This window comes from Hymenobacter negativus, from assembly GCF_016056375.1.
GTDB classification, from domain to species: Bacteria; Bacteroidota; Bacteroidia; order Cytophagales; family Hymenobacteraceae; genus Hymenobacter; species Hymenobacter negativus_A.
The window spans coordinates 291715-307126 of sequence record NZ_JAEDAE010000001.1 but is presented as its reverse complement, the minus strand read 5'-3'; the positions used below and the strand labels follow the sequence as shown (position 1 = coordinate 307126).

Here is a 15412-nt window from a genome sequence, read left to right as displayed (position 1 = left end):
TTAAAATCAAGGCATTTCAATACCTCTTAAGCTCGGGCTCGGGATATAGTGACCCAGTACCACAAACCCGGCAGCAAAAAAAGCAACCCTAACGTGACGGGCATAAACCACGCGCCCAAACCGGCCGTCTTTCCGGTGGCCGTTTGCCCGGTTTGAAACACCAGCAGGAGAAAAACAAGCACCATCCCAATTTTCAGACCGCGAGTCAGGCGGATGGCTTCCCGGTACTGGCCCAGCGCGTTGGCGGGCGTGATTTCGGCCGGATAGTTAAGTACGTGGGGGAATTTGCCGGCCGCCGTGAGGGCGGCAAACAGCACAGTGGCTACCAGCGGCAGCAGCAGGAGGCTGCTCTTTTCACCGTAATGGTCAGGCACGCCGGCCCCGTTGAAATGCACCGGAATGGTGGCGGGCAAGGTGAACAGGCCCCAGATAGTCAGGCCCCAAAGCAGAACCAGGGCGCTCCAGGCGAATAGTTCTGTCGCATGGTCGGCCGCCGTTTGGGGCACGTCAATTTTCGGTCTTGCTTCCATTTTCTGGTCAACAGCGGGGCTACTTTTCTTGCTGAAGCATCTATCGCGGCGGTCAGGGTTTCATTACAAAGCGGCTCAGGAATTGGCTGACGCGGCTAGGATGCGCAGCGTTTTCTCGTCCTGGGCTCCCTGATAGAATTTATCCAGCACCTGCCGAAAAACCGGGCTGCTGCCCACCGCCGCAAACAGCGTCATCGAAGACTTTAGCTTCAGGTCGTCGGGGCTGCCGAAAATGTCGTGGGCATTGCTGGAAGCCAGCCCGAGCAACGCCTGGCAAATTTCCAGCAGCCGCGCCCCCAACACGGGATGAGCCAAATATTCTTTCGCTTCCTGGACATCGGCTACGGCGTAGAATCGGGCGGTTTCACTCAGACCCAGGCCCTGAATTTGCGGGAAGATGAACCACATCCAATGGCTGCGCTTGCGGCCATTTCTGATTTCAGACAGTGCTGTTTGGTAGGACGAGGATTGGGCGTCAGTGAATCGTTGGAGGTTGTTTTTGGCAGCCATGGTCATGCGAATTGCTGAACGGTTTGCTGGGAAAGCGGACACCTCTACTTACGATTTCTCACCGATTGCAGCCAATTTCCATCCTCCTGCCTCCCCGCAAGTCGCATACCGCGCCGTAGCTTCGTCCCGTAGGCGCGGCGCTACTCCCGCCCTTGCTTCTGACCATGACCCAACGCATACTCGTCGGCCTGCTGGCCCTGCTACCCGGCCTCGCCCTGGCCCAGCGCCACACGCCCAAGCCCACGCCCCCTAAAGCCGCCGGCCCCTATTTCCAGCAGGAAGTCAATTATTCCATCGACGTGGCGCTCGATGACAAGACCAACTTCCTCACCGGACGCGAGGATTTGGCTTACGTCAACCACTCGCCGCAGGCCCTCGCCTTCATCTGGTTTCACCTGTGGCCGAATGCTTACAAAGACAATTCGACGGCCTTTGCCAGGCAGCAACTGCGCGACGGCAAGAATCGATTCCAGTTCGCTAAGGCAGAGGACCGGGGCTTTATCGATGGGCTCGATTTCAAGGTAAACGGCCAGCCGGCCAAGCTGGTTTTCGACCCCAACAATGCCGACATTGCCAAGCTGGTGCTGCCGCAGCCGCTGGCAGTGGGGGCCACGGCCAGCATCAGCACGCCGTTTCGGGTGAAAATTCCGGCGTCGTTTTCGCGGTTTGGGCACGTGGGGCAGAGCTACCAGATTACGCAGTGGTACCCCAAGCCCGCCGTGCTGGACCGGCGCGGCTGGCACCCCATCCCCTACCTCGACCAGGGCGAATTCTACTCCGAATTCGGCTCGTTCGATGTCACCATCACTCTGCCCTCCAACTACACCGTGGGCGCCACCGGCGAGTTGCAAAACCCCGACGAGCGCGCCCGCATGGACGCCCTAGCCGCCACCGCTGCCAGCAAAACAACCGCCGAGGCTTTTGGCACCGACCTGAAATTCCCAGCCTCCGATGCCACCACCAAAACCCTGCGCTACAAGCAGGACCGCATCCACGACTTCGCCTGGTTTGCCGATAAGCGCTTCAACGTGCTCAAAAGTGGCGTGACGCTGCCCTCGGGCCGCACCGTCACCTCCTGGGTGCTCTTCACCAACCGCGAGGCGACGAAGTGGATAAAAGGCCTGCAGGATGTGAACGATGCCCTCACCTACTACTCGCGCTGGGTGGGCGAGTACCCTTACTCGGCCGCCACCGCCGTGGATGGGGCGCTGAGCGCCGGCTCCGGCATGGAATATCCGATGGTGACCGTGACCCAGCCCGAGGCCATTGTGCACGAGGTGGGCCACAACTGGTTCTACGGCATCCTGGGCTCGAACGAGCGGGACTTTCCATGGATGGACGAGGGCGTGAACACCTACGAGGAAGGCCGTGTGAGTGAGTTGGACACCATCAAGCCCGGCGGATTCATGGGCTTTGCCCAAAGCCCACGCATTGCCCGCACCTTCGGCCTCGAAAAGCTGCCCCGCGCTGCTTTCGACCAAGTGCCTTACCAGGCCCTGGCCAGCCGCGGGCTCGACCAGCCGGTGCAGGGCCTCACCTCGGCCGATTACACGACCCTCAACTACGGCATCGTGGTGTACCAGAAAACGGGCTCGCTGCTGAAATACCTGGCCGGCTACCTCGGGCAGGCCAAATTTGACGCGGCCATGCACCTCTACTACGAGCGGTGGCAGTTCAAGCACCCCTACCCCGAGGACATGCAAGCCGTGTTTGAGGAAAGCACGGGCCAGAAGCTGGGTTGGTTTTTTCAGGGCATGCTGACCAACACGCAGCACTACGACGCCGACCTGCAGACCTTGGCCAGCTTCAACGACGTGGTGAAGGTGCTGGTGCGCACCGACTCGCCCACGCCTTGGGCCGTGCCGGTGTCGTCGGTCGATGCTAACGGCCGGGTGCTCGAAACCCTGTGGACCGCGCCCTTCGGCAACACCGACCCCAATGCCGAGGAAGAAGCCACCAGCCAGCTCAACTTCAAGCGGGCCAACGTGGCGGCTCTGGTGGTGGATGCCAACTACGTGACGCCCGAGCTTAACCGCCGCAACGACCGCCTCACCGTGGCCGACCACCCTTCGCGCGCCACTCCTATCCGCCTGCGACCGCTCGCCAGCGTGGAGCGCTGGGACAAGGCCACCATCAGCTGGCTGCCGGTGCTGGGGGCCAATACTTCGGATAAATTCATGCTCGGCGCGGCGTTCTACAATAACCCGCTGGCCCCCAAGCGCCTGCAATACCTAGCCATGCCCATGTACAGCTTCAGCCGCAACGAGCTGAACGGCATCGGCCGCATTCAGCTGAATGTGCTGCCCCAGCACCTATCGCGGCAGGCCACCATTGCCTTCGACGTGCAGCGCTTCGAGCGCTACATCAAATACGAGCCGAGCGTGAGCTTTGCTTGGCCCCACGCGCCGGGCGCAAGCCCACACCAACGCCTCACCGTCGCCAATACCATTGTGAAAGACGAGGACCGCGACCGCACGGGCGTGTTTCAGGCCGTGACTTACGGCGTGGGCCACAGCAACGGGCTGCAAGGCTGGAGCGCCGGCGTGGACCTGAACCGCATGATTGCCAGCAGCGCCGACGACGCCAACAACCGCCAGGCCCTGCTGCTGCGGGCCAGCGCCAGCTACTTCCGCTTCTATTCGCGGGGCAAGCGGGTGCAGGCACGTCTGTTCGGCGGCCGGTTTTTGCAGCAGCCCAGCAATCCGGAGTTCGTGCTCGGCCTGAGCGGCAGCCCCGACTACCGCCGCCAAACCGCCTTCCTCGACCGCCAGCAGATTTCGCACAGCGTCACGGCCCAGCTCCACCAGACCGACGACCGCGACGGCGCTTTCAAAGGCTACTTGCCCGTGGCCGATACCAAATGGCTCAGCACCGTCAACCTGCAAGCCGATTTGCCCATCACGCGCCTCGCCGTCTTCGCCGATTTTGGGGCAACCCACGACCGGTTCATTACCAGCGAATCGACCACCCGCGCCGCCCAGCGCCTCTACTACGATGCCGGCCTGGTGGTGCCCGTGCTGCGCGACATCCTGCAATTCTACCTGCCCGTGGCCGGGTCGCAGTACGCCAACGGCTTCCCCAGCAACCGCCAAGATTTCACCGACCGCATCCGCTTTGTATTGAATCTGAATACACTCAACCCCTTCCGGCAGCTCGATGAGCAGCTGGCGCGGTAAAATCCATCTGTCATCCTGAGCTTGCGAAGGACCTTCTCACCGCTGAACGATTAGCAGTAATCCAATTCAAATGTGAGAAGGTCCTTCGCAAGCTCAGGATGACAAACGCCTTATTCACCTCCTCCCGTATTCTCTTGACTGAAATGTCCTGGCCCCGCCTGCTCTCGCAGCGCCGCTTCCCCGACCAGCAGTTGCCGCCCGCCAGCGCCGCCCCCGTGCGCGGGGCCTTCGTGCAGGACTACGACCGCGTGGTATTCAGCTCCGCGTTCCGGCGCTTGCAGCGCAAAACCCAGGTGATGCCCCTGCCCGAAACCGATTTCGTGCACACCCGCCTCACCCACTCGCTCGAAACCGCTGTGGTAGGCCGTTCGCTGGGCCGCCTCGCCGCCCGCCACCTCATGGAGGCCGATGCCGAACTGGCCGCGCAATTGCCCAACCTCGACCAGGACTGCGGCGACATAGTGGCTGCCGCCTGCCTGGCCCACGACATCGGCAACCCGCCCTTCGGCCACTCCGGCGAGGATGCCATCAGCAGCTACTTCCTCAGCCCCGCCGCTGCGCCGTATCTGGCACACCTTAACGCCGCCGAAGTGGCCGATTTGCAGCATTTCGAGGGTAACGCGGCCGGTTTCCGCATCCTCACGCACACCTATGCCGCGCACAGCAGCGGCAGCGCCGGCCTGGGCCTCACCTACGCCACACTGGGCGCGTTCACCAAGTACCCGCGCCCCAGCCTGGTGGGCGATGCGGCGAAAGTCGGCGGCGCTTCCGAGAAGAAATACGGCCATTTTCAGACCGAAGCCGCCCGCTTCCGGCACGTGGCGGCCGAGCTGGGCCTGCTGGCCAAAGATGCCGAAGCCGGCTTCTACCACCGCCACCCGTTGGCCTTCCTCGTCGAAGCCGCCGACGACCTCTGCTACCGCATCATCGACTTCGAAGACGGCCTCAAGCTCGGCCTCATTGCCCCCGAAACCGGCCTGCCACTGCTCAAGCGCATGCTCAACGACCCGGCGGACCGCGTGGGTAGCGTGCAGTGGCACGACTGGCGCGAGGAGTTGGGCTACGTCCGTGCCCGCCTCATCGGCAAGCTGGTGAACGAGCTGGCCGCCCTTTTCGCCCACCATGCCCCCGCCATCCTGCGTGGCGAGTACGACCAGTCCCTCATCAAAGAGCTCAGCTGCTGGACCGATTTGCAGGAAGTGCAGCGGCTGAGCATCCACCAGCTCTACCGCAGCCGCCCCGTCCTCGAAATCGAAGCCGCCGGCTTCGAAGTCCTCGGCGGCCTGCTCGACGCCTTCCTCTGCGCCGTATTCGACCACAGCCAGGGCCACCGCAGCCGCAAGCTCCTGTTGCTGCTCCCCGAGCAGTTCCGCGCCGAAGGGCATCAGGCAGATGTTTCGGCCTATGAAAAGATTTTGCTGCTGACGGATTTCGTAGCCGGTATGACTGACCAGAACGCGCTGAGCCTGTACAAGACGATTAAGGGGATTGAGTTGCCGAAGGGGTTTTAAGGCCTCATTTCATTGGCGGGTCCATCGGATGATGAGCCATAAATGCGAATAACATTACCAATACCAAGCCCAAAAACGCCCCACTACTGAGCAATAGCGCGCCAGTCCAAAGCGCTATTCGTACACCCCAGGTTATAGTTTGCGCTTTGATAAAACGGTGCGCAAGCCAGATGCTGACCACAAACGCTGCGAAGGCAACAATTGGAATCAAGTAGTATTGCGTCTCTGTTGACATTGCTTTATTAATGCATCAAAAAGCCGCTTCAGTAACTCGAAGCGGCTTTTTGATGCTCTATTATTTCGAGAATTAATTTTTCAGCAAATTTATTTCCTTAACATGCACCGCCACCAGATTCTCCAGCAGCGACTCCAGCAGCTTGCGTCCCTTCCAGACTGATTTCAGCTTACTGCGAATCTGCTCCGCCGTCTGCACGAATTCCTGCTCTTCGGCCTGCTCGTGCTCTTCGTCGGCCATGAGTTGCTCCACCATAGCCACCGTCATCTCGGGGTGAAACTGGAGCCCAATCACCCCATCGCCCCACACAAACCCCTGCGTAGCCGTAGCCGCCGACATTCCCACGCGCATCGCGCCCGGCGGCACTGTAAACGTGTCGAGGTGCCAATGCAGCACGGCCGCCTTCTCGGGCCACCCGCGCAGCAGCGGGTGCTCCAGCGACTTTGCCGAAAACCGCACCGTCCAGAACCCAATTTCGGGCGCGTGGTTGGGCCGTACCTCACCGCCCAGCGCCTCGGCCACCAGTTGCGCGCCCAGGCAAATGGCCAGCGTAATCTTACCCACTCGCAACGCCTCGCGGATGAAGGCCTTTTCAGCGAGCAGCCACGGCAGGGTTTCCTCATCGTGCACGCTCATGGCCCCGCCCAGAATCAGCAATCCATCGAAATCGGCCAAAGAGGGAAACTGCGGCTGCGGCTCAAAAAGCTTCGTGAACGTGAGCGAATGTCCGTGCGCGGCCAGCCAGTCGGCCGCGTGGCCGGGGCCCTCGTGGGGCATGTGTTGGAGGCAGTGGAAACGCATGGTCATTTTGGTTATTATATAGCAAAGAAAAACGTCATGCTGAGCGCAGCCGAAGCATCTCTACCGCACAAGTAAACCAAATTACTATTGCGTAGAGATGCATCGGCTGCGCTCAGCATGACGTTCTATATAAATTTCAGAAAGAGCGTTTACTCCCACTCAATCGTCGCCGGGGGCTTGCTCGAAATATCGTACACCACGCGGTTGATACCCCGCACCTGGTTGATGATTTTATTGCTCACCTCGGCCAGAAAATCGTAGGGCAGGTGCGCCCAGTCAGCCGTCATGCCGTCTACGCTGGTCACGGCGCGCAGGGCCACCACCCGCTCGTAGGTACGCTCGTCGCCCATCACGCCCACGCTTTGGATGGGCAGCAGCATGGCGCCGGCCTGCCACACATGGGTGTAGAGGCCGTGCTTTTTGAGCAGGTCGATGAACACGCCGTCGGCGCGCTGGAGCAGATTTACTTTTTCGGGGGTGATGTCGCCCAGGATGCGGATGCCCAGGCCGGGTCCGGGGAAGGGGTGACGGTTGAGAATCTCGGCCGGCAGCTCCAGAGCCGCGCCCACCTCGCGCACCTCATCCTTGAAGAGCATGCGCAGCGGCTCCACAATCTTCAGGTTCATCTTCTCGGGCAGGCCGCCCACGTTGTGGTGGCTCTTGATGGTGACCGACGAGCCGTGCACCGACACCGACTCAATCACATCGGGGTAAATAGTGCCCTGGGCCAGCCAGCGCGCGCCCTGCACCTTCTGCGCCTCCCGGTCAAACACCTCAACAAACGTGCGGCCGATGGCCTTGCGCTTGCCCTCCGGGTCGCTGATGCCCGCCAGCGCGGCGTAGAACTCGGGCGCGGCATTCACGCCGGTCACGTTCAGGCCGAGGCCTTCATAAGCTTTGAGTACAGTGGCAAACTCGTCCTGCCGCAGCAGGCCGTTGTCCACAAAAATGCCGTGCAGGCGCGGACCAATGGCGCGGTGCAACAGCAACGCCGCCACGCTGCTATCCACGCCGCCCGAAAGGCCGAGAATCACCTGGTCGTCGGGGCCGATGGTGTGTTGCAGCGCCGTCACGGCCGAATCCACGAAGTGGTCGGGCGTCCACGTTTGGGCGCACTGGCAGATGTCAACCACGAAGTTGCGCAGCAGCAGCTTGCCCTCGGTGGAGTGCGTCACCTCGGGGTGAAACTGAATACCATACGTGTCCTGGCCTTCAATTTTGAAAGCGGCCACCGCCACTTCCGGCGTGCTGGCTATGATGTGGTAACCGGCCGGCAGGCGCTCAATGGTGTCGCCGTGTGACATCCAGACCTGCGACTCCACGTGCATCTCATCCAGCAGCGGCGAGGCCGCATCGAGCGACGACAGCCGCGCCCGGCCGTACTCGCGGATGGTGGCGGGCGTCACCTCGCCCCCGCCCTGCTGGGCCAGCAGCTGCGCGCCGTAGCACACGCCCAGCACCGGCACCCGGCCCAGAATGTGGCTCAGGTCGGGGTTGGGCGAGTCCGCGTCGCGCACCGAGCACGGCGAGCCGGAAAGAATAACGCCCCGAATATCATCGCTAAGGACGAGGTTCGGGGCGTGGGTGTAGGGGTGAATTTCGCAGAACACGTGCAATTCGCGAATGCGCCGGGCTATCAATTGCGTGTACTGCGAGCCGAAATCAAGGATGATAAGTCGTTCCATGGCGCAAAGTTAACCACTGATTTCCGCGGATTTTGCGGATTTCCCGGATTTTGTAGACGATTAACCGACCCGCAAAATATTTTTCGCCGAGCTACACCAACGGGCATTTCCAATGCAATCAGCCGCTTACCTGCGCCCGCGCCTGCTTGCCGGCGCACGGCGGCCACAAAATCCGGTGAATCCGTGTGGAATCCGACGAATCCGTGATTACCTTTGCACCGGCAAGTCAGAACGACCAGCTCCCGCTGAACTCCCCCAGGACCGGAAGGTAGCAAGGGTAGGCGGTTGTAGCGGTGCGATTTTGGCTTGCTTTTTTTTGCCCTTTCTGGTCGGCCCCGACGCTGCTCCGTTCCGCAATTTTGGCGGGCGAATGAGTAGCTTTGGGGCCGATTCTTTTTCGTTTGGGGTCTTAGGGACTTGGGAACTTAGGGTCTTGGTTTTTGGCCAAGACATTCCCTTTTCACACTAAGACCCTAAGTTCCCAAGTCCCTAAGACCCCGTTATGAAATTCTTTCTCGACACCGCCAATCTGGCCGAAATCCGCGAAGCCGTGGAGCTGGGCGTCCTCGACGGCGTGACCACCAACCCGTCGCTGATGGCCAAGGAAGGCATTCGCGGCATCGACAGCGTGATGGCTCACTACCGCCAAATCTGCGAGCTGGTGGACGGCGACGTGTCGGCCGAAGTCATTGCCACCGATTTCGACGGCATCATCCGCGAAGGCGAGGCCCTGGCCGAGCTGCACCCCAACATTGTGGTGAAAGTGCCCATGATTAAGGACGGCGTGAAAGCCATCAAGTACTTTTCCGACAAGGGCATCAAGACCAACTGCACGTTGATTTTCACCGCCGGCCAAGCCCTGCTGGCCGCCAAAGCCGGCGCTACTTACGTGTCGCCGTTCGTGGGTCGTCTCGACGATATCGGCCACGACGGCCTGCAACTGGTTGAGCAAATCGTACAGATTTTCAGCAACTACGGCTACCCGACGGAAGTCCTGGCTGCCTCGGTGCGCCACGTGCCGCACCTCATCCAGTGCGCCGAAATTGGAGCCGACGTGGTGACCTGCCCGCTCAACGTGATTATGGGCCTGTTCAACCATCCCCTCACGGAAAAAGGCCTGGCGACATTCCTGGCCGACCACAAGAAGGTAAATTCGTAATTGAGTTATGAGTTAAAAGTTAGGAGTTATGAGCTCATTGTCAGGTTGCTAATGCGCTTATAGTTCCAACTCATAACTCCTAACTTTTAACTCATAACTCGAAAAATGTATATCATCAAAGTAAAAGGCAAGGCCAAAATCCCCGACTACATTCAGTTGCGGGACGAAGCCTTTGTGCTCATCGCCTATTTCCGGGCCGACCGGCCGCTGAAAGACCTGCACCGCTACGGCCTTGAGGGCAAGGAAACGGAGCTGGCCGCTGTGATTTCGGGGTTGGAGTTTGGCAAATTGCAGCCATTGAGCTTGTAAACCGTATGACCGAGAACGTTATTGAGCTGCACGATGCCACGATAATGCAGGAGCAGCAGGCGGTGCTGCAGGGCGTAACTTTTTCGCTGGAAAAAGGTGAGTTTTGCTACCTCGTGGGCCGCACCGGGTCGGGTAAATCATCCCTCCTGAAAACCCTGTACGCCGACCTGCCGCTGCAAAGCGGCACAGGCACGGTGGCCGGCTTTTCGCTGCCGAAACTACCGGCCAGTAAAGTACCGTACTTGCGTCGCAGGCTGGGCATTGTGTTTCAGGACTTTCAGCTGCTGAGCGACCGCACGGTAGCCGAAAACCTGATGTTCGTGCTCAATGCCACGGGCTGGAAGGGCAAGTCGCAGAAGCAGCAGCGCATTTCGGACGTGCTGGTGCGCGTGGGCTTGAGCGGCGCGGCCAACCGCATGCCGCACCGCCTTTCGGGCGGCGAGCAGCAGCGCGTGGTTATCGCCCGCGCCATGCTCAACGAGCCCGTGCTGCTGCTGGCCGACGAGCCCACCGGCAACCTCGACCCGGACGTGTCGGCCAGCATCATGCAGCTGTTTGGTGAGATTAATAACGCCGGTACAGCAATTCTGATGGCGACGCATAACTTTCAGCTGATAGAGCAATACCCGCACCGCGTATTGACGTGCAAGGACGGCGAACTGCTGGATTCAGCCCGCCGCTTCAGCGCCTAAATTTCGGCCGTCAGGCCGAATTATTTTACCGATGGCAGCAGCCGGTTTATCCGTTTTAATTCCGGTTTATAATCGCGCCGTCGGGGAATTGGTCAATCCGCTGCTTGCCCAGATTGCCGACTGGCCCGGCCCGGTGGAAATTCTGTTGCTCGATGATTTTTCCAGCAATGAATTCCGCCTGATTAACCGGCCACTGGGCGACCTGCCCGGCGTGTGCTACCGCGAACTGCCGCAGAATGTGGGCCGCGCCGCTATCCGCAACCAGCTGGCTGCCACCGCGCAGCACGAGTGGCTATTGCTGCTCGACAACGACAGCCTGTTGCCGGACAATCAGTTTCTGGCCCGCTACGCTGCCGCATTGGGACGCGCCGCCGTGCTCATCGGCGGCACCTGCTACGAAACCGCGCCGCCCACCGACCCCGCCCTTCACCTGCGCTGGCACTACGGCCAGGTCCGCGAAGCCCGCCCCGCCGCCGTGCGCCAGGCCGCACCCTACGGTCAGCTCACCATTAATAATGCGTTGATTCGGGCCGATATTTTCCGGCAATTTCCGCTTGATGAGCGGCTAACCGGCTACGGCCACGAGGACACCAAATTCGGCGTGGAGCTGGCGGCGGCGCAGGTAGCCATTCTGCACCTGGATAACCCCGTGTTGCACGATGGACTGGAGTCGGCGGCCGTGTTCCTGCAAAAAAGCGCGCAGGCCGTGCACAACCTGGCCCAGGTGTACCGCCATGATGGGCTGGGCACCGACTCGCGCCTGCTGCAAATGGCCTTGCGCCTGCGCCGGCTGGGGCTGGCCCCGGCGGCTCGTGCCACACTGGGCGCGGCAGAGCCGGCCCTGCGGCGGCAGCTGCTTTCGGCCGCGCCGCGTTTGCCGCTGCTCGATTTGCTGAAACTCTTCTGGCTGCTACGGGAGCTGGCCTAAGTTTGCTCGGTATCTTTGGCGGCGCTCTTTTCCCGGCTTTGCTTTGATTCTTCCTGCCCCGCCCTCTCCTATCCAGTTACTCGATTTGGCGGCCGAACACGCGGCCCTGCAACCGGCTCTGAATGAGGCCATGCATGAGGTATTGGATACGGCCGCCTTTATTCAGGGGCCGGCCGTGGGCCAATTTGCGGCCGAGCTGGGCGAGTACCTGGGCGGCGTGCACATTATCCCCTGCGCCAACGGTACCGATGCCCTCACCCTGGCCCTCATGAGCCTGGAGCTGCCGGCCGGGGCCGAAATCATCATCCCCGCCTTCACTTACGTGGCCACGCTGGAAGCCGCCGCCCTGCTGGGCCTGCGCCCGGTGCTGGTGGATGCGCTTCCCGATACCTTCAACATCGACCCAGCCGCGGTCGAAGCGGCTATCACGCCGCGCACCGGTGCTATCGTAGCCGTGCATTTGTTTGGGCAATGCGCCGATTTAGAGGCGTTGCGCGCGATTTCCCAACACTACGGTGTGGCCCTGATTGAGGACAATGCCCAAGCCATCGGGGCCACTTTCCAATTTCATAGCGGCGAAATGGCCTTTGCCGGGGCGGTGGGCGAAATCGGCACTACTTCCTTTTTCCCGTCCAAAAACCTGGGTGCGCTGGGCGATGGCGGCGCCCTCCTCACCCGCGATGCAACCCGCGCGGCCTTGCTCCAACAGCTCGCCAACCACGGCCAGAGCCGCAAATACTACCACCAGCGCATCGGCCTCAACTCCCGTCTTGACACTTTGCAAGCCGCCCTGCTGCGGGTGAAGCTGCGGCAGCTGCCCGCCAACACGGCCACCCGCCAGGCCGTAGCCGCCCGCTACGACGCGGCGCTGGCCGGCGTGAGCAGCATTAGCACTCCGGCGCGGGATGAGCGCAGCAGCCACGTTTTTCACCAGTACACAATTCAGGTAGAGGAAGCCGGCCGGCGCGATGAGTTGCAATTGTTTCTCAAAAAGTGCGGGGTGCCCACCATGATTTACTACCCACTGCCAGTGCACGCGCAGCCGGCTTACGCCTATCTGGGCTACCGGGCAGGGCAGTTTCCGGTGGCGGAACGGCTGTGTGGGGCGGTGTTGTCGCTGCCAATTCATCCGCTGCTGACAGTGGAGCAACAGGAGTACATCATCGGGTGCGTTGGGGCTTTCTTTGGAAATTAATTCAATTTCGTGAGCAATTCAACCCCTGAAGTCCGTTTTGTCATTTGCGGTGTGGGCCACATTGGCCGCCGCCACGCCGCGCTGGTCGCCCGCCACGAAGGGGCCGCACTGGCAGCTTTGATTGACACTCGCGCCGACTTGCAGCCTAGCCTCGCGGCGGAGTTTCCCGGCGTGCAGTTCTTCACTTCGCTGGAAGAATACCTGCAAACCGGGCCGCCTGCCGATGTGCTCACCGTGGCTACCCCTAATGGCCTGCACGCCCCGCAGGCGGTGGCCGGCCTGCGTCACGGCCTGCACGTCGTCATCGAAAAGCCAATTGCTCTGCACAAGGCCGATGCCGAAACCATCGTGCACACGGCCCTGCAAACGGGTAAGCTGGTGTTTGGGGTGATGCAAAACCGCTACTCGCCCCCGGCGGCCTGGCTAAAGCAGGTGTACGACGAAGGCCGGCTGGGCCAGGTGTTTCTGGTGCAGCTGAACTGCTTCTGGAACCGCGATGCGCGCTACTACAAGCCCGGCGGCTGGAAGGGCACGCAGGCACTGGACGGCGGCACGCTGTTCACTCAGTTCAGCCATTTCGTCGATTTGCTGTATTGGGTATTTGGAGATATCACCAACATTTCGGCCCGGTTTCGTGACTTCACGCACGAAGGCCTGACGGAGTTTGAGGACAGTGGCCTCGTCACCTTCGACCTGCTGCGCGGCGGCAGTGGCACGCTCAGCTACAGCACCGCCGTGTGGGACCGCAACCTCGAAAGTTCCCTCACGGTGGTGGCCGAGCGCGGCAGCCTGCGCATCGCGGGCCAGTACATGGATAAGGTGGAGTATTGCCACCTCGAAAATTACCAGCTGCCCGCGCTGCCCCCCACCAGCCCCGCCAACGACTACGGCCCTTTCCAAGGCTCGGCCGCCAACCACGTCCAAGTCATCGAAAACGTGGTGGATACCGTGCAGCGCCGCAGCTTCGCTACTACCAATGCGCTGGAAGGCCTGAAAGTGGTGGAGATAATTGAGCGGATTTACGCGCTACGGTCTTCCTGAATTGCCCCAATAAATCAATTCCCTAAACCTTTCCGCCATGAAACATTTCCTGCTGGTTCTACTACTGCTGGTTAGCTCTCCTGCTTTTTCCCAAGACCTTGCCGTTGGTCAGCCCATGCCTGCGTTCACCGTTAGCAACGAACAGGAAACTATCAAATCGCTGAATTTGAAAGGCAAGGTTGTCTTAATCAATTTTTTCGCTACCTGGTGCGGTCCCTGCATGCAGGAGTTGCCACAGATGCAGCAGTTCTGGACCGCGCACAAAAGCAACAAGAACCTGGTAGTGCTGGTAATCGGACGGGAACACTCGCAAAGTGAAATAACCGCTTTCAAAGCCAAGAAAGGGTTCGACCTGCCAATGTATCCGGACGAAAAAAGAACAGTCTACTCGCTTTTTGCCACACAATACATCCCCCGCAACTACCTCGTTGATGCTCAAGGGAATATTGCCTACACATCTGTCGGGTTCGAGCAGCAGGAATTCAACAGAATGACGAGCAAAGTCGAGGAGTTGCTGAAACGCGCGCAGCGCTAGCGCCGGGCGGCTACGCCCCTACTTCTTCGCATCCACGAAGTTCTGGAAGGCGTAGGCCACACCGATGGTGAGGCCCTGCGAGAACTGGATGCTGTGGTCCTGGTCGTAGTCGTAGAGGGCAATGCCATTGAGGGCGACGTTGACGTACTTGCCCACTTTGGCGGTGAGGCCCACGTCGAGGCGGTGGTCGATTTCCTGAAGATTGAGGTGCTCGTAGTTGGCAAATAGCACGTAGCGGGCCTTGAAGTTGACGTTGGGGCTGATGTTGCGGTCGTATTCGGCCAGCACCTGCGCGGCTAGCACTTCGAAGCGGGTGCTGTGGCCGGCTCTCACGCCGTAGGGCGTGTCGCCGAGGGCGGCCACAAACCGTTCGACACGGTTGACCACCGTGAGGCGCGGGGCGAAGGGCGCGAGGCGTACGTGGAAGTAGGTGGTGGGGTGGTATTCGAAGCCATAAGCAGCCGTGATGAAGGCCGGGGCGAAGGAATCGGAGGTGAGCTGGGCGCGGTCGTTGCCGGCGGCGTCGGTATCGTACTTGTAGCCGGGGGCGAACTGCGAGAGCAAGTTCAGCGACAGGAACATGTCCCAACGGTCGGTGAGGGCGCGTCCGTACTTGGTGTCGAGGAAGAGGCGGTCCTGGCCCTTGCGGTAGCCGAGGCCCTTGGTCTGGGAAAAGGCGAAGAGGAAATCGGCTTCGTTGTCGAAGCTGTGCACACCGCTTTTGCGGTTGGCCTTGGCGTTGAACAGGGCGTTGAAGCCGATGGTATTGACGCCACCTCCGCGCCAGTTGGTGCTGAGCAGGGCCTCGTTGAGGCCGAGGCCGGTTTTGATGGACTTGTGCCAAAGGGGGTCGGGCACGGCCGGGGGCGCGGGGGCCGGAATGACGGCGGGCGTGGTCTGGGCCACGGCGGCGGGGGTAGCCAGGGCCAGGGCGGCCAGCAGTAGGAAGTAGCGTTGTTTCATGGCAGGAGAAGGTTGGTTGAGAAAGTAAATAACGGCGTTTCGGCGGCTGATGACTATTCCATGCGCAAGCTCAACATTAATTAAACTCTGCCATTTATCTATCTTTCTGCCAAAGAACAGGCAGCCATTGGTTCATGGTATT

Annotated in this window: 14 protein-coding genes and 1 other RNA gene; 10 read left to right on the top strand and 5 right to left on the bottom strand. The window is 60.7% G+C overall.

Annotated elements, in window-relative coordinates; translation table 11 throughout:
* Nucleotides 1-26: 26 nt before the first annotated feature.
* Both I7X13_RS01350 and I7X13_RS01345 read right to left on the bottom strand, forming a co-directional pair.
* Nucleotides 27-530, bottom strand: a complete 504-nt coding sequence (locus I7X13_RS01350; protein ID WP_198074077.1) for a DUF1648 domain-containing protein — start codon at nt 528-530, stop codon at nt 27-29.
* A gap of 75 nt (nt 531-605) precedes the next feature.
* The gene (locus I7X13_RS01345; protein WP_198074568.1) at nt 606-1040 is read right to left on the bottom strand and encodes a DUF1810 domain-containing protein; all 435 of its coding nucleotides are present in this window, start codon (nt 1038-1040) and stop codon (nt 606-608) included.
* A gap of 164 nt (nt 1041-1204) precedes the next feature.
* On the opposite strand from I7X13_RS01345, the gene I7X13_RS01340 reads away from it, so the two are divergent.
* Both I7X13_RS01340 and dgt read left to right on the top strand, forming a co-directional pair.
* On the top strand, nt 1205-4216 hold the full coding sequence (locus tag I7X13_RS01340) for a M1 family metallopeptidase (RefSeq protein WP_198074076.1): 3012 nt from the start codon (nt 1205-1207) through the stop codon (nt 4214-4216).
* Between the two features lie 143 nt (nt 4217-4359).
* A complete protein-coding gene (gene dgt, locus I7X13_RS01335) occupies nt 4360-5727 on the top strand; it encodes a dGTP triphosphohydrolase (protein WP_198074567.1) in 1368 nt (455 codons plus the stop codon).
* A gap of 307 nt (nt 5728-6034) precedes the next feature.
* On the opposite strand, the gene I7X13_RS01330 is transcribed toward dgt, so the two are convergent.
* Nucleotides 6035-6739 (bottom strand): type 1 glutamine amidotransferase, encoded by a 705-nt coding sequence (locus tag I7X13_RS01330; protein WP_198074075.1) that lies wholly within the window; start codon nt 6737-6739, stop codon nt 6035-6037.
* 173 nt (nt 6740-6912) lie between these two features.
* Nucleotides 6913-8448 carry a glutamine-hydrolyzing GMP synthase gene (gene guaA, locus I7X13_RS01325; protein WP_198074074.1) on the bottom strand — a complete coding sequence of 512 codons (1536 nt, stop codon included), beginning with the start codon at nt 8446-8448 and terminating at the stop codon, nt 6913-6915.
* Between the two features lie 218 nt (nt 8449-8666).
* Here guaA and ffs point away from each other — a divergent pair.
* From ffs to I7X13_RS01285, 8 genes are all read left to right on the top strand, one after another.
* An RNA gene (gene ffs, locus I7X13_RS01320) (signal recognition particle sRNA small type) lies at nt 8667-8764 on the top strand.
* Between the two features lie 186 nt (nt 8765-8950).
* Nucleotides 8951-9607, top strand: a complete 657-nt coding sequence (gene fsa / locus I7X13_RS01315; RefSeq protein ID WP_198074073.1) for a fructose-6-phosphate aldolase — start codon at nt 8951-8953, stop codon at nt 9605-9607.
* Nucleotides 9608-9712: 105 nt separating this feature from the next.
* Nucleotides 9713-9916: a fructose-6-phosphate aldolase gene (locus I7X13_RS01310; RefSeq protein WP_196288256.1), complete on the top strand. Its 204-nt coding sequence runs from the start codon at nt 9713-9715 to the stop codon at nt 9914-9916.
* A gap of 5 nt (nt 9917-9921) precedes the next feature.
* Nucleotides 9922-10608, top strand: coding sequence for a cell division ATP-binding protein FtsE (locus tag I7X13_RS01305; protein WP_198070369.1), 687 nt, complete (start codon nt 9922-9924; stop codon nt 10606-10608).
* Between the two features lie 31 nt (nt 10609-10639).
* Nucleotides 10640-11536 carry a glycosyltransferase gene (locus I7X13_RS01300; protein ID WP_198074072.1) on the top strand — a complete coding sequence of 299 codons (897 nt, stop codon included), beginning with the start codon at nt 10640-10642 and terminating at the stop codon, nt 11534-11536.
* Nucleotides 11537-11579: 43 nt separating this feature from the next.
* The gene (locus I7X13_RS01295; protein WP_233454628.1) at nt 11580-12731 is read left to right on the top strand and encodes a DegT/DnrJ/EryC1/StrS family aminotransferase; all 1152 of its coding nucleotides are present in this window, start codon (nt 11580-11582) and stop codon (nt 12729-12731) included.
* A 9-nt stretch (nt 12732-12740) separates the two neighbouring features.
* Nucleotides 12741-13772 (top strand): Gfo/Idh/MocA family protein, encoded by a 1032-nt coding sequence (locus I7X13_RS21855; protein WP_317191509.1) that lies wholly within the window; start codon nt 12741-12743, stop codon nt 13770-13772.
* Nucleotides 13773-13809: 37 nt separating this feature from the next.
* Nucleotides 13810-14307 carry a TlpA family protein disulfide reductase gene (locus tag I7X13_RS01285; RefSeq protein WP_198074071.1) on the top strand — a complete coding sequence of 166 codons (498 nt, stop codon included), beginning with the start codon at nt 13810-13812 and terminating at the stop codon, nt 14305-14307.
* Nucleotides 14308-14325: 18 nt separating this feature from the next.
* Here I7X13_RS01285 and I7X13_RS01280 read toward each other — a convergent pair whose 3' ends face one another.
* Nucleotides 14326-15270 carry a DUF3078 domain-containing protein gene (locus I7X13_RS01280; protein ID WP_198070364.1) on the bottom strand — a complete coding sequence of 315 codons (945 nt, stop codon included), beginning with the start codon at nt 15268-15270 and terminating at the stop codon, nt 14326-14328.
* Nucleotides 15271-15412: the final 142 nt, after the last annotated feature.